The organism is Streptomyces sp. NPDC036813 (assembly GCF_055609245.1).
The window spans coordinates 72,896-89,395 of the sequence record NZ_JBVJPV010000004.1; the positions used below are offsets into that span (position 1 = coordinate 72,896).

Annotated in this window: 18 protein-coding genes; 9 read left to right on the forward strand and 9 right to left on the reverse strand. The window is 73.8% G+C overall.

What is annotated here, in order from left to right; all coding sequences use genetic code 11:
- Positions 1 to 6: 6 nt before the first annotated feature.
- Together ACZ67Q_RS10350 and ACZ67Q_RS10355 are read left to right on the forward strand one after the other, a co-directional pair.
- Complete coding sequence (locus ACZ67Q_RS10350; protein ID WP_471179130.1) at positions 7 to 687, forward strand: spherulation-specific family 4 protein; 681 nt, start codon at positions 7 to 9, stop codon at positions 685 to 687.
- Positions 684 to 1,523 carry an endo alpha-1,4 polygalactosaminidase gene (locus tag ACZ67Q_RS10355; RefSeq protein ID WP_471179132.1) on the forward strand — a complete coding sequence of 280 codons (840 nt, stop codon included), beginning with the start codon at positions 684 to 686 and terminating at the stop codon, positions 1,521 to 1,523. The genes ACZ67Q_RS10350 and ACZ67Q_RS10355 overlap by 4 nt, the downstream gene beginning before the upstream one ends.
- On the opposite strand, the gene ACZ67Q_RS10360 is transcribed toward ACZ67Q_RS10355, so the two are convergent.
- Both ACZ67Q_RS10360 and ACZ67Q_RS10365 read right to left on the reverse strand, forming a co-directional pair.
- Positions 1,483 to 2,088 carry an RDD family protein gene (locus tag ACZ67Q_RS10360; RefSeq protein ID WP_471179134.1) on the reverse strand — a complete coding sequence of 202 codons (606 nt, stop codon included), beginning with the start codon at positions 2,086 to 2,088 and terminating at the stop codon, positions 1,483 to 1,485. The two genes, ACZ67Q_RS10355 and ACZ67Q_RS10360, sit on opposite strands and share 41 nt — an antisense overlap.
- 43 nt (positions 2,089 to 2,131) lie before the next feature.
- Complete coding sequence (locus tag ACZ67Q_RS10365) at positions 2,132 to 2,920, reverse strand: adenosylcobinamide-GDP ribazoletransferase (RefSeq protein ID WP_471179137.1); 789 nt, start codon at positions 2,918 to 2,920, stop codon at positions 2,132 to 2,134.
- Positions 2,921 to 2,990: 70 nt separating this feature from the next.
- Between ACZ67Q_RS10365 and ACZ67Q_RS10370 the strand changes: the two genes are divergently transcribed.
- Entirely contained in the window at positions 2,991 to 3,755 is a 765-nt protein-coding gene (locus ACZ67Q_RS10370) for a hypothetical protein (protein WP_471179140.1), read from the forward strand.
- Here the strand turns inward: ACZ67Q_RS10370 and ACZ67Q_RS10375 are convergent.
- The 3 genes from ACZ67Q_RS10375 to cobT all read right to left on the reverse strand — a co-directional run bounded on the left by ACZ67Q_RS10375 (position 3,653) and on the right by cobT (position 7,335).
- Positions 3,653 to 4,399 (reverse strand): hypothetical protein, encoded by a 747-nt coding sequence (locus ACZ67Q_RS10375; protein ID WP_471179142.1) that lies wholly within the window; start codon positions 4,397 to 4,399, stop codon positions 3,653 to 3,655. The genes ACZ67Q_RS10370 and ACZ67Q_RS10375 overlap by 103 nt on opposite strands.
- Positions 4,396 to 6,132: a phosphatidylglycerol lysyltransferase domain-containing protein gene (locus ACZ67Q_RS10380; RefSeq protein WP_471179145.1), complete on the reverse strand. Its 1,737-nt coding sequence runs from the start codon at positions 6,130 to 6,132 to the stop codon at positions 4,396 to 4,398. Before ACZ67Q_RS10380 ends, ACZ67Q_RS10375 begins: the two co-directional genes overlap by 4 nt.
- A 63-nt stretch (positions 6,133 to 6,195) precedes the next feature.
- Positions 6,196 to 7,335 carry a nicotinate-nucleotide--dimethylbenzimidazole phosphoribosyltransferase gene (cobT, locus tag ACZ67Q_RS10385; protein ID WP_471179147.1) on the reverse strand — a complete coding sequence of 380 codons (1,140 nt, stop codon included), beginning with the start codon at positions 7,333 to 7,335 and terminating at the stop codon, positions 6,196 to 6,198.
- A 131-nt stretch (positions 7,336 to 7,466) separates the two neighbouring features.
- Between cobT and ACZ67Q_RS10390 the strand changes: the two genes are divergently transcribed.
- Positions 7,467 to 8,060 carry a class I SAM-dependent methyltransferase gene (locus tag ACZ67Q_RS10390; RefSeq protein ID WP_471179150.1) on the forward strand — a complete coding sequence of 198 codons (594 nt, stop codon included), beginning with the start codon at positions 7,467 to 7,469 and terminating at the stop codon, positions 8,058 to 8,060.
- A 7-nt stretch (positions 8,061 to 8,067) separates the two neighbouring features.
- On the opposite strand, the gene ACZ67Q_RS10395 is transcribed toward ACZ67Q_RS10390, so the two are convergent.
- The gene (locus tag ACZ67Q_RS10395) at positions 8,068 to 9,276 is read right to left on the reverse strand and encodes a bifunctional adenosylcobinamide kinase/adenosylcobinamide-phosphate guanylyltransferase (RefSeq protein WP_471179152.1); all 1,209 of its coding nucleotides are present in this window, start codon (positions 9,274 to 9,276) and stop codon (positions 8,068 to 8,070) included.
- Between the two features lie 244 nt (positions 9,277 to 9,520).
- Between ACZ67Q_RS10395 and ACZ67Q_RS10400 the strand changes: the two genes are divergently transcribed.
- The gene (locus ACZ67Q_RS10400) at positions 9,521 to 9,733 is read left to right on the forward strand and encodes a hypothetical protein (protein WP_363268318.1); all 213 of its coding nucleotides are present in this window, start codon (positions 9,521 to 9,523) and stop codon (positions 9,731 to 9,733) included.
- Between the two features lie 42 nt (positions 9,734 to 9,775).
- Here the strand turns inward: ACZ67Q_RS10400 and ACZ67Q_RS10405 are convergent, their stop codons facing one another.
- The 3 genes from ACZ67Q_RS10405 to ACZ67Q_RS10415 all read right to left on the reverse strand — a co-directional run bounded on the left by ACZ67Q_RS10405 (position 9,776) and on the right by ACZ67Q_RS10415 (position 12,513).
- The gene (locus tag ACZ67Q_RS10405; protein WP_471179155.1) at positions 9,776 to 10,858 is read right to left on the reverse strand and encodes a S1C family serine protease; all 1,083 of its coding nucleotides are present in this window, start codon (positions 10,856 to 10,858) and stop codon (positions 9,776 to 9,778) included.
- Between the two features lie 240 nt (positions 10,859 to 11,098).
- Positions 11,099 to 11,800, reverse strand: coding sequence for a class I SAM-dependent methyltransferase (locus ACZ67Q_RS10410; protein ID WP_471179158.1), 702 nt, complete (start codon positions 11,798 to 11,800; stop codon positions 11,099 to 11,101).
- Between the two features lie 83 nt (positions 11,801 to 11,883).
- Entirely contained in the window at positions 11,884 to 12,513 is a 630-nt protein-coding gene (locus ACZ67Q_RS10415; RefSeq protein WP_471179160.1) for a DUF3043 domain-containing protein, read from the reverse strand.
- Between the two features lie 256 nt (positions 12,514 to 12,769).
- On the opposite strand from ACZ67Q_RS10415, the gene ACZ67Q_RS10420 reads away from it, so the two are divergent.
- From ACZ67Q_RS10420 to ACZ67Q_RS10435, 4 genes are all read left to right on the forward strand, one after another.
- Positions 12,770 to 13,555 (forward strand): PspA/IM30 family protein, encoded by a 786-nt coding sequence (locus ACZ67Q_RS10420; RefSeq protein ID WP_471179162.1) that lies wholly within the window; start codon positions 12,770 to 12,772, stop codon positions 13,553 to 13,555.
- A 36-nt stretch (positions 13,556 to 13,591) separates the two neighbouring features.
- Positions 13,592 to 13,870 (forward strand): PspA-associated protein PspAA, encoded by a 279-nt coding sequence (gene pspAA, locus ACZ67Q_RS10425; protein ID WP_471180086.1) that lies wholly within the window; start codon positions 13,592 to 13,594, stop codon positions 13,868 to 13,870.
- Positions 13,871 to 13,931: 61 nt separating this feature from the next.
- Entirely contained in the window at positions 13,932 to 15,155 is a 1,224-nt protein-coding gene (locus ACZ67Q_RS10430; protein ID WP_471179165.1) for a sensor histidine kinase, read from the forward strand.
- A gap of 611 nt (positions 15,156 to 15,766) precedes the next feature.
- The gene (locus ACZ67Q_RS10435; protein WP_471179168.1) at positions 15,767 to 16,462 is read left to right on the forward strand and encodes a response regulator; all 696 of its coding nucleotides are present in this window, start codon (positions 15,767 to 15,769) and stop codon (positions 16,460 to 16,462) included.
- Positions 16,463 to 16,500 lie beyond the last annotated feature (38 nt).

Sequence of the window (16,500 nt, forward strand, 5' to 3'; positions counted from 1 at the left end):
ACCCCCATGAACACAGCCATGGACACACCGATCACCGCCCCGAGGCCCGATCTGCTGGTCCCGTACTACGAGCACCCGTCGGTCCGCCCCGCCGAATGGGAGGCGATCATCGCCGCCGCGCCCCGCCTGTACGGCGTGGTGCTCAACCCGGCGAGCGGCCCCGGCACCGCCCCCGACCCGGCGTTCGCCGACGTCGCCGCGCGGCTGCGGGCGGCCGGGGTGCGGGTGCTCGGCTACGCCGACACCGGTTACGCGCTGCGGCCGCACGACGAGGTGGCGGCGGACCTCGCCCGCTACCGCGACTGGTACGGCGCGGACGGTGCCTTCCTCGACCAGGTGTCCGCGGGTCCGCACGCCCTCGTGCACTACCGCGGCCTGGCCGCCGCCGCGTGGCGCGCCGGCTGCGGCACGCTGGTCCTCAACCACGGCACCCTCCCGCACCCCTCCTACGCCCGGATCGCCGACGTCCTGGTGACCTTCGAGGGCGCCTGGGAGTCGTATCGCTCGCTGCCCGCGCAGCCGCTCCTGGACGGCGCGCTGACCTGTCACCTGGTGCACGCGGTGCCGTCCGGCGCCGACTGCGCGGTCCTGGCCCGGGCGCGCGGCGCCGGCCTGCATTGCGCGGTGCCGGGCGGCGGGGATCATCCTTGGGGTACGTTGCCGCACACCCTGGAGCCCGCCCGGTGAAACGCCCGATCCTGCTCGTCGTCGCCCTGCTGGCGCTGCTGGTGGCGGGCTGCACATCCGCCTCCGACGACCGCTCGGACAAGCCGCGGCCGACGGCACCGCCGGCCGGATCGCCCTCCGGATCGCCGTCCGGGCAGGCACGCTGGCAGCCGCGGCCGGGCACCCCCTGGCAGTGGCAGCTCAGCGGCCGTCTGGACACCTCCGTCGACGTCCCGGTGTACGACATCGACGGCTTCGACCACTCCCGGGAGACCGTGGCCGCGCTGCACCGCGCGGGCCGCAAGGTCGTCTGCTACCTGTCGACCGGCGCCTGGGAGGACTGGCGGCCGGACGCGGAGAAGTTCCCCGCGTCCGTGCTCGGCAAGGGCAACGGGTGGGACGGTGAGCGCTGGCTCGACATCCGCCGTACGGACACGCTGGAGCCGTTGATGGCGGCCCGCCTCGACCTGTGCCGGGACAAGGGCTTCGACGCGGTCGAGCCGGACAACATGGACGGCTACGTCAACGTGACCGGCTTCCCGCTCACGGCCGCCGACCAGCTCCGCTACAACCGGCTGATCGCACGGCTGGCGCACGAGCGTGGCCTGGCCGTCGGTCTCAAGAACGACCTCGACCAGATCCCGGAGCTGGTGGGCGACTTCGATTTCGCGGTGAACGAGCAGTGCGCCCAGTACGGCGAGTGCGTGCGGCTGACGCCGTTCGTGCGGGCCGGAAAGGCGGTCTTCCACGTCGAGTACGAGCTGCCGACGAGCCGGTTCTGCGCGGCCTCGCACCGCCTGGGGCTGAGTTCGATGCTCAAGAAGTACGAGCTGGGGGCGTGGCGCCGGCCCTGCTGAGACCCAGGCCCGTCACCGCCGTCCCCGCGATCCGGTCGGCCAGCGAGCGGCGGCTGGGGAAGAACACCGGCACCGCGTTGACCAGGAACAGCACCACCGCGAGCGCCCACACCAGGAACGACAGCGCGAAGTGGCCCTCGATCAGCAGCACGCAGGCCACCGCGTACACGGCGACGTCGGCGGCCGTGGTGACGGCGGCGCGCAGCGCGGCCCGGCGCGGGGCGGCCTGCGCCACCCTCAGGCCGAGCAGCCCCTTGCCGACGGTGCGCCCGAGGAGGGCGAGGCAGGCCCACTGGTAGGCGAACGTGACGAGCACCAGCACCGCGAAGGCCTGCTCCACGTACAGCACCACCTTGTGCCACAGCGACGACCCGAGGTGCTCGGAGGCGCCGAGCACGTCGCCGCGCGAGGTCACGAGGTCCAGGCCGCCCCGGGTGGCCAGTTCGGGCACGTCGGTGACGAGCGCGGATATCCGGTGGAAGGTGAGCACCGCGAGCGCCGACGCCGCCGCGACGACGAGCGCGAAGTCGATGAACCAGGCCACGGCACGGCGCAGCTTGGGCATGACGGTCCCCCGATCGGTCATTGTCCGTGTACGGCGGAAGAGATTACCGACCCAGGCAGAACACCAGCAGGGCGACCGTGCCCGCCGTCTCCGCCAGCGCGCCGAACACGTCACCGGTGACCCCGCCGAAGCGGCGGACACAGTGCCGCAGCAGGAGTTCGGCGGCGGCGAGCGCGAGCAGTACGGCGAGGGCGGCGCGCAGCGCGTCGTAGGCGCCGAGGAGGGCACCGCCCGCGGCGGCGGCAGCGGTGACCAGTGCCGTGGCGAGCAGCGCGCCGCCCGCCGGGACGACCCCCGCCACGGCGGCACCGAGCCCCTCGGGGCGGGCGGCCGGCACGCCGGGACGGGCCGCCAGCGTCAGCGCCAGCCGGGCGGTGGCCGCCGAGACGAGGGTGGCGAGGGCGCCCCGGCCCCATGAGCCGCCGTAGAGCTGGGCGAGCGCCGCGACCTGCGCGAGCACCACGAAGACCAGGGTCAGCACACCGAACGGCCCGATGTCCGACTGCTTCATGATCCGCAGCGCGTCCTCGGCGGGCTTGCCGCTGCCCAGCCCGTCCGCGGTGTCGGCGAGCCCGTCGAGATGCAGTCCCCGGGTCAGTACGGCGGGTACGGCGGCCCCGGCGACGCAGGCGAGCGGCGCGCCCGCGCCCAGGGCCAGCAGCGCGAGCGCGCAGCCGGCGGCCAGGGCGCCGACGACGAGGCCGGCGACGGGTGCCGCCAGCATGCCGCCGCGCGCGGCTCCGCGGTCCCAGCGGGTGACGGTGACCGGCAGGACGGTGAGCGTGCCGAAGGCGAATCGCAGGCCGTCGAGAGGGGAGGGGGTCGTGGACACCGGCGCAGGGTATCCGGGGGGCGCGCGGGCACGGACGGCGGCCGGGGACGAGCGCGACTAAAGTGCGGATATGGGGCATTGGTGGGTGCGCAACATCGTGGAGCCGGGCAAGCTCCCCCTGCTCCTCGCCCTGGCCGCCTTCGTCCTGACGTTTCTGATCACCCGGCTCGTCACCCGGCTGATCCGGGCCGGCCGGGGACCCTTCGGCAACGTCAAGGCAGGCGGGGTGCACGTCCATCACGTCGTCCCCGGAGTCGTCCTCACCGTCGTCGGGGGCTTCGGCGCGGTCGCCAGCGGGCGGCACGGCTTCGGCGCGGGACTGTGCGCGGTCCTGTTCGGCATCGGCGCCGGGCTCGTCCTGGACGAGTTCGCGCTGATCCTGCACCTCGACGACGTCTACTGGAGCGAGGCGGGCCGCAAGAGCGTCGAACTCGTCGTGTTCACCGCCGCGCTGGTCGGGCTGGTCCTCGTCGGCTTCTCACCCTTCGGCGTCAACGACGTCAGCCAGGCGGAACTGCAGAACCGCGGCGAGGCCATCCTGACGGTCGCGGTGAACTTCCTCTTCGCCCTGATCGCCCTCACCAAGGGCAAGGGCCGCATGGCCGTCCTCGGCGTGATCATCCCCTTCATCGCCCTGATCGGTGCCGTACGGCTGGCCCGCCCCGGCTCGCTGTGGGCCCGGCGCTTCTACGGCCGCCGCCCCCGCGCCCGCGCCAAGGCCGGGCTGCGCGCCTACCGCCACGACCGCCGCTGGTCGCGGCCCCGCCGCGCAGTCCAGGACTGGCTCGGCGGGAAACCGGACCCCGAGCCGACCCGCGCCGTCGAACGCCGGTGACGCCGTCGCCACTGCGCCGCCGCGCACAGCACCACCACACCGGCGAGCGCGGCCAGGTGCTCCTTGCCGGCCAGGTTGTCCTTCACCAGCACCTCGGCGATCATCGCCAGCGTCACCGCGCCGGCCGTGACATGGGCTCCGTAGCGCCAGCACAGGTACACCGCGAGGCACACCACGGCCGCCGACGGGCCGGTGTCGACCACCTGGGCGTCGGAGGCCGGCAGCCCGAGGGGAGCGTGCGGCCCGAGACGGATGCCGAGGCGGGCGTAGAGGGTGCCGGCCAGCGTCGCGGCGTAGGCGATGCCGAGCGTGCGCCACCAGCCCAGGCACAGCTCGGCGATGCCGAACACCAGCAGGATCTGCGCCAGCGCGCCCCACACGGGCAGGTCGAGCGCGGGCACGAACACCGACAGCGGGGTGCGCAGCAGTGACAGCCACAGCGGGTCCTCGGCCCGCACCGCGCCCACGTCCTGCACGAACCCGAACCCCCAGGACCGGTTCTGCACTACCTGCAGCACCGCCGTCAGGCACACCGCCGACAGCGTCATCGGAACCGCCCGCCATCTCCTCTCCAGCAGCGGCTCGCGCACGGTGACGTACAGCAGTCCCCATTCGGCGCGGGCCCAGCGGGCGAGGTGCTTCATCTGCGGGTCTCCAGATGGGTACGGTGCAGCCACTTCGGCAGCCCCGGCGCCTCGAGAAACCCTTCTGCCCGCGCGGCGGCGAGGCCGATGCGCAGCAGGTCCGCGCTCTTCTCGAAGAGCAGGAACCGGGGCTCCCAGATGGGCCGGTACTTCGCGTTGGCGCGGTAGAGCGACTCGATCTGCCACCAGCGGGAGAAGAAGCTGAGCAGCGACCGCCACAGCCTCAGCACCGGCCCGGCGCCGAGGCGTGCGCCACGTTCGAAGACCGAGCGGAACATCGCGAAGTTGAGAGAGACCTGCGTGATCCCGATCTCGTGGGCCCGCCGCAGCAGCTCGATGACCATGAACTCCATCAGACCGTTGTCGGAGTCCCGGTCCCGTCGCATCAGGTCCAGGGAGAGCCCCTTCGGACCCCACGGCACGAAGGACAGCAGCGCCCGCAGCCGGCCGTCGGCGTCATGGCACTCCAGCATCACGCACCGGCCGTCGTCACTGTCCCCGAGCCGCCCCAGCGCCATGCTGAAACCCCGCTCGGTGGCGCCGTCCCGCCAGTCGTCGGCACGCCGCACCAGGTACGTCATCTCGTCCGCGCGGATGTCCTCGTGCCGCCGGATCCGCACCGTGTACCCGGCCCGCCGCACCCGGTTGCAGGCCTGCCGGACCGTGCGCATGGCTCGGCCCTCCAGCGTGAACTCGGCGACCTCCACCACCGCCTCGTCGCCCAGCTCCAGCGCGTCCAGGCCGTGGCGCGCGTACACGGTTCCGGCCTCCTCGCTCGCCCCCATCACCGCCGGGATCCAGCCGTGCGCGCGGGCCTGCGCCAGCCACGGCTCGATCGCCCCGGGCCACGCCTCCGGGTCGCCGAGCGGATCCCCGGACGCCAGCGACACCCCGCCGACCACCCGGTAGGCGACGGCCGCCTTGCCCGTCGGCGACCACACCACGCTCTTCTCGCGGCGCAGCGCGAAGTAGCCGAGCGAGTCGCGCTCCCCGTGCCGCTCCAGCAGCTCCCGCAGCCCCTTCTCGTCCTCGGCGGTGAGCGGGTCGACGGCCCGCCGGGAGCGGAAGGCGGCGTACAGGACCGCGAGGACCAGGGCCGTGCTCAGCACGTTGACCGCCACGTCGACCCAGGTGGGCGTGGACAGGCCGGGGAAGCGGGAGTCGTCGGCGGCGACCGAGACCAGGTGCAGCGTGCCGTACCACCAGCGCGAGGCGAACGTCGAACGGCCGGCGTCCGCCGCCTGGTTGGTGACCGTCACCAGCAGCGCCGCCAGCAGGGACGCGGCGAGCCCGCCACCGGCGGCGACCACGGCGGCGAGCCGCGGATTGGACCGGTCGCCCTTGGCGTAGAACTCACGCCGGCCCGCGAGCAGCGAGGCGACGAAAGCCGCGGTCAGGGCCAGTGACACCCAGTTCTGCGCGGAGTGCCGGATCTCCGGCAGCAGGGCCGTGGCCAGGGCGAACAGCGCGAGGAACGCCCCGCCGAGCACCAGGTTCAAAATCCACGCGGCCCGCTTGCGCCGCCGCATGGTGACGGCCAGGAACGCGGTGAAGACTCCCGACGCGAACCCGGCCGTCAGCAGATAGGGCGTGAAGAGGTTCTCCTGGTTGTGCCGCCGCACGTCCTGCCCGAGGGAGACCCACACCGCGCTCAGGAAGTTGACGAAGGCGACGGCGCGCAGATACCAGACGGCGAAGGCGGCGGCCCGACGTGCGATGCGGCTCTCTCCCATGACCGGGGATCATATGGCCGCCGTCCGGGCAAACCGTCCTATTTGGGCCGTACGGGGTGGTCGCTACTCCTCGTCGGGTTCGCCCGCCGCGTCGACGGTGCCGCCCACGCCCGCGTCGGCCGTGTCGCCCCCGCCCTTGTCGTCCTCGTCGCCCTTGTCGTCCCTCTCCGGCAGCTCCGCCGCGAGGGCCGCCGCGGCCTGGACCAGCGGCAGTGCGAGCAGAGCGCCCGCGCCCTCACCGACCCGCACGCCCTGGTCCAGCAGCGGCTCCAGCGCCATCCGGTCCAGAGCCTTGGCCTGCCCCGGCTCCCCACCGGTGTGCCCGGCCAGCCACCAGTCCGGCGCCCGGAACGCGATCCGCTGCCCGACCAGCGCGCACGCCGCGCCCACCACGCCGTCCAGGATCACCGGCACCTTGCGCACCGCGCACTGCAGCAGGAAGCCCGTCATCGCGGTCAGGTCGGCGCCGCCCACGGTCGCCAGCAGCTGCAACTGGTCGCCCAGCACCGGCCGGGCCCGGCGCAGCGCGTCCCGGATCGCCGCGCACTTGCGCATCCACGCCAGGTCGTCGATGGCCAGCCCGCCCCGCCCGGTCACCACCGACGCGTCGGTCCCGCACAGCGCCGCGACCAGCACCCCGGCCGCCGTGGTCCCGCCGACGCTGATGTCGCCGAGCACGATCAGGTCGGTGCCGGAGTCGGCCTCCTCGTCGGCCACCGCGACCCCGGCCCGGAAGGCGGCCTCCGCCTCCTGAAGGGTGAGCGCGTCCTCGACGTCGATCCGGCCGCTGCCGCGCCGCACCCGGTGCCGTACGACGTCCGCGGGCAGCTCCTCCGGCGCGCAGTCCAGCGCCATGTCGACCACCCGCACCGGGACGCCGAGCCGCCGGGCCAGCACCGACACCGGCCGGGCGCCCTCCAGTACGTCCCGCACGAGCGCGGCCGCGGTGCCGGCGGGGCGCGCCGAGACGTCCAGTCCGGCGATCCCGTGGTCGCCGGCGAACAGCACGAGACGGGGATGTTCGACGGGACGCACGGGGACGACGCCCTGCGCCGCGGCCAGCCACTCGCCCAGTTCGTCCAGGCGTCCCAGCGCGCCGGGCGGCACGATCCGACGCTCGCGGCGGGACTCCGCGTCGCGGCGCACCCCGCCGTCGGGGCGCTCGATGAGATCGGTGAAGTCGTCGAGATTAAGCGAGCTCATTCGCCGAACAGTACCGGCCCCGGTCGAACACGACCGCGCCACGCCGTGACCCCGCGGGCACGGCGTCGTTGCACCCCGGAAGGCGGTCCCGTACGTTCCGTTTTGCACGGATTGTCGTATGGGAGGCGCCGATGTCGACCGTTCCGCCCCTGCCGGCCGTTCCGCCCATGCCGACCCTCCCGCCCACCCCGTCGGTGCCGCCGGCGCCGCGTGCGCAGTGCCCGTGGTGCGGCTCGGCGCTGCTGACCGGCCGGCGCCGGCTGCGCGCACTCGCCCGCCGCGTGGCACGCCTCGCCGCGGAACCCGAGAGCTGGCTCGACGTGGGCACGGGCGACGGCGCGTTCCCGGACACGGCACGGGAGTTCTTCCCGTACACCTCCTTCGACGGCGTCGACCCCGCCCCCCGCGTGCTGTGGGCGCGCGCGGCGGAACGCGTCGAGGAGGCCTACGTCGGCCCGCTCGCCGACACCGCGCTGAGCGACCGCTACGACGTGGTCACCCTGCTCCACCACCTGGAACACAGCGCCGACCCGCGCCGCGAACTGACCGCCGCCCTCACCGCCCTGCGCGTCGGCGGCCTCCTCGTCGTCCGGCTCCACACCCGCAACAGCCCCTTCCATCCCGCCGACGTCCACACCGAACTGACGGACCGGGGCTGCACCCTGCTGACGAAGAGACCCCGCGGCTGGTCACCGACCTGCCGCGTCGTCGCCCGCAAGAACTGACCTCCCCTCACCCCCGCAGCACCAGCGCCTGCCCGGCCACGACCAGCACCACCTGCTCGCACTCACCGGCCACCGCCGCGTTCAGCCGCCCCAGCTCGTCCCGGTAGCGCCGCCCCGAGGCGGTGGCCGGCACCACGCCGGAACCGACCTCGTTGGACACCAGCACCACCGTCCGCCGCGCCTCGCGCACCGCCCGGGCCAGCGCCGTCACCCGCTCGCGCAGCGCCCGCTCACCGCCACCGGCCCACGTGGCGTCGTCCCACGCCCCGACGGAGTCCATCGCGTGGGCCAGCCACAGCGACAGACAGTCCACCAGCAGCGGCGGCCCCTCCTGCGTCAGCAGCGGCAGCAGGTCGACCGTCTCCGCCGTGCGCCACGACGCCGGCCGCCGCTCCCGGTGCAGTTCCACCCGCGCCGCCCACTCCGCGTCCCCGTCCCGGGTACCGCCCGTCGCCACGTACAGCACGTCCGGGAAGGCCTCAAGCCGCCGCTCCGCCTCCACCGACTTGCCCGACCGGGCGCCGCCCAGCACCAGGGTGCGCCGCGGTACGTCGGGCACGTCCTCGTACGCCCCGACCACCAGCGTCGTCCCGTCCGGCACCGCCCGCGCGCCCGCCGCCGCGAGCCGCCGCGACAACTCGCCGCCCGGCGGCACGTCGTGGTCGAGGTGGACCGCGACGACGTCCGTGGTCGGCGCCACCGCTCCCACCGCCCGCAGCCGCGCCAGTGCGTCCGGCCGCCCCACGACGTCCGCCAGCACCATGTCGTACGGCGCCGCCCGACCGGCCCCCGCCTCCAGCCCGGCCGGCGCGCAGCCCGGAGGCAGATACAGCAGCCGCTGTCCTTCGGGACCGGTCACCGCGTAGCCCGTGCCCGGCGTGTCCATCGCCAGCGCCCGCACCCGATGCCCCGTCAGCAGGGCCAGCTCCCGTCCGTCCGGCACCCGCCCGGGCTGCGGCAGCCCGGCCGGCACCTCCACCGGCGGCCCGTCGTGCGGATGCGACAGCAGCACCTGCCGTACCCCGCCCAGCGAATGCCCGGCCCGGGCCGCCGCGAACGCCGCGCCGGGGGTGAGGTCCAGCAGCAGGGTCCCGTCGACCAGGGCAGCGGTCGCCGCCCGCGCGTCACCGCCGAGCGAGGTCGCGCAGATGGCGCAGGGACAGTCGGGGCGGGGCAGTCCCGCGGGGGCACCGGTGCCGAGCAGAGTCACGTCCACACCATGATTTTCTCCGTTCGGCGCCCGGCTCGCGTGACGGAGGCCCCCCAGGGGTGCGGCCGTGTTCGCTGTGCGGTTCCGCCGCGGGGGCGGGGCCGGCCCCACGACCCGCATTTTGACCGATCACCTGCGGTCTTACGGCGGTCTCTTGGCGGCTCACCCGGCGGAGCGAATACGCTGCGGGCTGGAGCCGGACCAAGATCCGGCGTCCGCCGGAGCAGGTACTCACACCCGGGAGGCGTACATGGCGGCATGGACGTGGCGGTTCGAGAAGGCCGACGGGACGGAGGTCCAGCCCGCGGTGCAGCCGGAGGAGTTCACCACGCAGGGGGACGCCGAGTCCTGGATCGGGGAGAACTGGAAGGCCCTGGCGGAGGGCGGCGCGGACCAGGTGCGGCTGTTCGAGGACGCCACGGAGATCTACGGCCCGATGAGCCTGCACGCGGACGAGTCGTAGGACAGCCGGTGTCCCGGGGGCGAACCGCCCCCGGGCACCGTCTCACTGCTCGCCGAGCGTCACGTCCACCGTCTTCTCACGGCCGTCCCGTGTGTACGTCACCGTGGTCCTCTGGCCCGGCTTGTCCGCGGCCAGCGCCTCGGAGAGCGAGGTGATGGTGGTGATGCGGGTGCCGCCCACCTTGGTGATGACGTCCCCGGCCCGCAGGGCCGCCTTGTCGGCGGCACCGCCACTCTTGACGTCGACCACCACGACCCCGGCCGGCTGGTAGCTGTCGTCGAGGAACGTGCGGGCCGTGATGCCCAGGGCCGCGCGGCCCGAGTCGGTCACCTTGCCGCTGCTGACGATCTGATCCGCGATGGTCTTCACCATCGACGCGGGGATCGCGAAACCGATACCGGGCGCCGAACCGCCGCCGAGCTGCGGGTCGGTGGCGGCCAGCGTCGGGATGCCGATGACCTGCCCGTCCAGGTTGACCAGCGCGCCGCCGCTGTTGCCGGGGTTGATGGCCGCCGACGTCTGCACCATGTTGGCGATGGTGGCGCCCGTACCCCCGCCGCTGCGGCCCTCGGTGACGGTCCGTCCGGTCGCCGAGACGATGCCCTGCGTCACGCTGGACGACAGGCCGAGCGGCGATCCCATGGCGAGCACGATCTGCCCCACCTCCACCTTGGCCGAGTCGCCGAACGTCGCGGCCCGCAGCCCGGCCGGCACCTTGTCCAGCTTGACGACCGCGAGGTCCTGCTGCGGGTAGGAGTAGACCAGGGTCGCGGTGAGCGGTTCGCCGCTGTTGGCCGCCGTGACCTCGAAGGTCTTCTCGTCGCCGACGACGTGCGCGTTGGTGACGATGTGTCCCTTGTCGTCGTACACCACGCCGGAGCCGAGTTCGTTGCTCGCCTGGATCTGCACGACCGACGGCAGGACCTCCCGGATCACCTTCAGGTAGTCGGACTGGAGGTCGGTGGCCTCCCGGCCGGGAGCGGCGGGCTGCGCCGCCTGCGTCGTCGCGTTCTCCTTCTCACCGGACGAACCGGCGCCGGAGCACCCGGCCAGCAGGACGGCACCGCACACACAGGCCGCGACGGCGAACCGGAGACGGGCGACAGCGACACGGGAAACGTCCATGGCCCGAGTCTCAGGCCCGGGTGGCTCCCCGGCCCGCGCAGCTCACCCGAACGAGCGAGACCGGAACCCGGCGGCCGCACGTCAGTGGCGCAAACCGGCGCGCACGATTGCGACGCACGCCGCCCGCGAGGCACCCGCCGACCCGCAAGGGGCCGTGGTGACCGGCGCAGGCGGGTGCGGCTCGCTCGCCCGGCCGCCGGCGACCCGCAGTGGGCCCGCGACGTCGGGCGGCCGCGGCTGTCAGCCGCGTACCCCGCACAGATGCAGCAGCGCCGCGACGCCCCGGTAGGGGTCCGTGCGGCCGGCCTTCTCCTCGACCGTCAGCAGCGTGTCGAGGTCGGCGGGCGCCTGAGCGCCGTCCGCCGCCGTGTCGGTGAAGACCCGCACGCCGTACCAGCTCTGCAGAGGCGCGCCGATCCCGGCGAGCGTGGCCGTCAAAGTCGCCAGCCGGTCGGCGCGTACGTCCATGCCGAGGCGGTTGCGATAGGCGGTGGTGTCGAACGCGCCCAGCGCCCCGGCCCAGTCGCCGGACAGGCCCGGCCGCATCGCCAGCGCGTCACCGTTGCGCACCAGCAGCGACAGCAGTCCGCCCGGGGCGAGCATCCGGGCCAGCCCCGCGAGCAGCGGGTCGGGCTCCTCGACGTACATCAGCACGCCGTGGCACAGCACCACGTCGAAGCTGCCCGGCAGGAAGTGCACGCCGGTGTCCCGGCCGTCCCCCTCGATGATCCGCATCCGCTCCCGGATGCCCTCCGGCTCACCGGCGAGAGTCTCCCGGGCCGCGGCGATCATCGTGCGGTCCTGCTCCAGACCGGTCACCTTGTGCCCGGCCCGGGCCAGCCGCAGCGCCTGCGTGCCCTGGCCCATCCCCACGTCGAGCACCCGCAGCCGCTGCCCGATGGGGAACCGCCCGGCTATCTGCTCGTCCAGCTGCCGTGCCACCAGTTCCTGGCGGACGACGTCCCGCAGCCCGCCCAGCTTGCTCAGCCAGGCCTCGGCCGCGCCCCCGGTGAACGGTGTCGTGCTCAGGGCCGCTCTCCGCGCTTGACCTGCGGCTTGGGCAGCCGGAGCCGGCGCATCTGCAGCGAGCGCATCAGGGCGTAGGCCACCGCGCCGCGCTTGGGCGTGTCGGGGAAGCGCTCGGCCAGCCGCTTCTTCAGGCGGAACGCCGTGACGATCGAGTCGAGCACGATCAGCACGATCACGACCAGCCACAGCAGCAGCGCGATGCTCTGCAGCGAGCCCACCCGGATCATGCTCAGCACGAGGATGACCACGGCCATCGGGAGGAAGAACTCCGCGATGTTGAACCGCGAGTCGATGAAGTCGCGCGCGAAGCGGCGCACCGGGCCCTTGTCCCGGGGCGGCAGATAGCGCTCGTCACCGCTGGCCAGCGCCTGGCGCTGGCGCTCCATCGCGACGCGGCGCTCCTCGCGCTGCCGCTTGGCGGCCTCCTTGCGATTCGTCGGCGTGGTGGCGACACTGCGGCGCTGGGAACGGGCCTCACTCCGCTTGGGAGTGGGCCTGCCCTTCGGGGCCTGCGGGTCGCGGGGCTGCTTGGAGAGGTCTACCGCCGCCTGGTCGGCGCCGGGGGCCTTCTCTTCCTTGGCACGGCTACGGAACACAAAATCCAAGGGTAAGGGCATGACGGGCATGGACCCCAGCCCGCTGGGGAACGATCCCGCAACACCAGTCGTCTGTACAGGACAGAAGGGGCACCGTGGGACGCCGCGGTCGGGGTCCGCTCTCCTCCCTCCGCCGGAGCGGTGTCCACCGCAGTCGTCCTTGGGGATGAGCGCATCCGTCCCCGAACAGTGCGTCAATGGAGGCAGGGCCCGTACTGTGGGTCTTGTCGCAGAGCTGGAGCCGGAGTCCGTCAGAAGGGGGCGCGCGAAGCCCATGAGCGGTGTCATGAAGCGTATGGGGATGATCTTCCGCGCGAAGGCGAACAAGGCCCTTGACCGGGCCGAGGACCCGCGCGAGACCCTCGATTACTCGTACCAGAAGCAGCTGGAGCTGCTGCAGAAGGTCCGCCGCGGCGTCGCCGACGTGGCCACCTCGCGCAAGCGCCTGGAGCTCCAGCTCAACCAGCTGCAGCAGCAGTCCACCAAGCTGGAGGACCAGGGCCGCAAGGCCCTCGCCCTGGGCCGCGAGGACCTCGCCCGCGAGGCGCTGTCCCGCAAGGCCGCCCTCCAGCAGCAGGTGACGGACCTCGAGACGCAGCACGCGACCCTCCAGGGCGAGGAGGAGAAGCTCACCCTGGCGGCCCAGCGCCTGCAGGCCAAGGTCGACGCCTTCCGCACCAAGAAGGAGACCATCAAGGCCACCTACACCGCCGCCCAGGCCCAGACCCGCATCGGCGAGGCGTTCTCCGGCATCTCCGAGGAGATGGGCGACGTCGGCCTGGCCATCCAGCGGGCCGAGGACAAGACCGCGCAGCTGCAGGCCCGCGCCGGCGCCCTCGACGAGCTGCTGGCCTCCGGCGCCCTGGACGACCCCTCCGGCATGCACAAGGACGACCTCCAGGCCGAGCTGGACCGGCTCTCCGGTGGTACGGATGTAGAGCTGGAGCTGCAGCGCATGAAGGCCGAGCTGGCCGGGGGCACGTCCGCCGACCGGCAGGCCCTCGAGGGCGGCAACGGCCAGGCGCAGACCCAGCAGCAGCCGCAGGACACCCCGCGCTTCGACAAGCAGTAGGCGAGCGCCGAGAGCCCGGAGGGCGACATGGCCGACATGATCGTACGGATCATGGGGGAGGGGCAGGTGAGGCTGGCGGACAGCCACCTCACCGAACTCAACAAGCTGGACGACGAACTCCTGGCCGAGATGGAGAACGGCGACGGCCCCGGCTTCCGCCGCACCCTGACGGCCCTGCTGACCAAGGTGCGCGAGCTGGGCACACCGCTGCCCGACGACTCCCTCGAGCCGTCGGACCTGATCCTCCCCGCGGCCGAGGCCACGCTGGAGGAGGTCCGCGAGCTGCTCAGCGACGACGGGCTGATCCCCGGCTGACGACGACCGGTCACGGCGTCCCGGTGCCGGGCGGCACCGGGACGCCGTACCGTACTCAGGCGTGAGCACCCCCCGTACCCTCGACCGCGCCCGATGCCGGCTCAAGGCGCACCCCGCGGCGTTCGACGCGGCGCTGGCCGCCGGGGTGCTGCTCTGCATGGTCGCCGGATCCTTCGTGGACCCGCACGGCGAGAACGGCGTGACGTGGGGCGTACGCCGCCCCGACCCGCTCAGTCTGCTGCTCATGACGATCGGCGCGGCCGCACTGGTGGCCCGCCGCCGCGCCCCGCTGCGAGTCCTCCTCGTCACGGGCACGGTCGCGGTCGTCGAATGCGTCACCAGCGACCCGCGCGCCCCCGTCGCGATGTCCGCCGTGGTGGCCCTCTACACGGTGGCGGCGACGACCGACCGTCCCACGACCTGGCGGGTCGGTCTGCTGACGATGACCGTCCTCACCGGCGCCGCGATGTTGGCGGGCCCGCTGCCCTGGTACGCCCAGGAGAACCTCGGCATCTTCGCCTGGACCGGCATGGCCGCTGCCGCCGGCGACGCCGTCCGCAGCCGGCGCGCCTTCGTGCACGCGATCCGCGAACGAGCCGAACGCGCGGAACGCACCCGCGAGGAGGAAGCCCGCCGCCGCGTCGCCGAGGAACGCCTGCGCATCGCCCGCGACCTGCACGACGTGGTCGCCCACCACATCGCGCTGGTCAACGTGCAGGCCGGAGTCGCCGCCCACGTCATGGACAAGCGCCCCGACCAGGCCAAGGAAGCCCTGGCCCACGTCCGCGAGGCCAGCCGCAGCGCGCTGAACGAACTGCGCGCCACGGTCGGCCTGCTCCGGCAGTCCGGCGACCCGGAGGCCCCCACCGAGCCGGCCCCCGGCCTGGACCGTCTCGACGAACTCGCCGGCACGTTCCGCAGCGCGGGCCTGCACGTGGAGGTGGTCCGGGCGGACCAGGACACCACCCTGCCCGCCGCCGTCGGCCTGGCCGCCTACCGGGTCATCCAGGAGGCCCTCACCAACGTCCACAAACACGCGGGCACCGGGGCGAAGGCCGAGGTCAGCGTGGTCCGGGTGGGCCCCCGCATCGAGATCACGGTCCTCGACGACGGCGCGGGCAAGGAGGCCCCGACGCCCGCCCCCGGCGGCGGCCACGGCCTCCTGGGCATGCGCGAACGCACCACGGCCCTCGGCGGCACCCTGACCACGGCCCCCCGCTACGGAGGAGGTTTCCGCGTCCACGCCACGCTGCCGCTGAAGCCACCCGGTTCTGACCCAGGGTGACCCCCACGCCTGCGCGGCCCGTGCCGACCGCGTCCTGCCTGCTCCCCGCGCCCCTGATGCATCCGGCGCCGCCGTCAGTGCCGCAGGACCCAGGGGGCCCGCACCCGAGACGAAACGGGCGACGGCCCGCACCCGCGTACGTCGGGAAGGGGCCGGGGTGGGGGGTGTCCGCCCGCAGCGGCCGGCACCGAGACACAGCGAGCCCGTCGGAAACGGCCGGCCGGACCGAGGACGGACACCCCCCCACCCCGGCCCCGCCCCACAACGCACCGCAGGCGCGACACCAGCCCACCACGCACCGCAACGGGCCGCCGCAGGCAAAAAAAGGGGCGCGGGGAACGGCGCGACCAGCCACAACGCACCCGCAGCCGCAACACGACCAGGCGCCGCAGGCGAGGGCGGCCGGCCACGACGCACCCCCCCCGCAGGCAAGGGCGCCGCAGGCGAGGGCGGCCGACCACGACGCACCCCCCGCAGGCAAGGGCGCCGCAGGCGGGGGCGGCCGACCACGACGCACCCCTCGCAGGCAAGGGCGCCGCAGGCAAGCGCGGTCGGCCACAACGCATACCGCCCCCCGACAACGCCCCCGAGCCCCATGAAATCCTGCCCCCATGACCACCCCCATCCGCGTACTCCTCGCCGACGACCAGGCCCTGCTCCGCAGCGCCTTCCGCGTGCTCGTCGACTCCGAGCCCGACATGGAGGTCGTCGGCGAGGCCTCCGACGGCGCCGAAGCCGTCACCCTCGCCAAGGAACACCGCGCCGACGTCGTCCTCATGGACATCCGCATGCCCGGCACCGACGGCCTCGCCGCCACCCGCCTGATCAGTGCCGACCCCGACCTGGCCGGCGTCCGCGTCGTGATCCTCACGACCTTCGAGGTCGACGACTACGTCGTGCAGTCCCTGCGCGCCGGAGCCTCCGGCTTCCTCGGCAAGGGCTCGGAACCCGACGAACTCCTCAACGCCATCCGCGTCGCCGCCGCCGGGGAGGCCCTGCTCTCGCCCGTCGCCACCAGGGGCCTCATCGCCCGCTTCCTCGCCCAGAGCGACCCTGCCGACGGGGACGGCGACCGCGATCCCGCCCGCGCCGACCGCCTCGCCGCCCTCACCGTCCGCGAGCGCGAGGTGCTGGTGCAGGTCGCCGGCGGCCACTCCAACGACGAGATCGCCGAGCGCCTCGAGGTCAGTCCGCTCACCGTGAAGACGCACGTCAACCGCGCCATGGCCAAGCTCGGCGCCCGCGACCGTGCCCAGCTCGTGGTGATCGCCTACGAGTCCGGCCTGGTCCGTCCACGGGTGGAGTGACCTCAACCCGGCCGTACTGCACCCGGAGTATGCCCCGC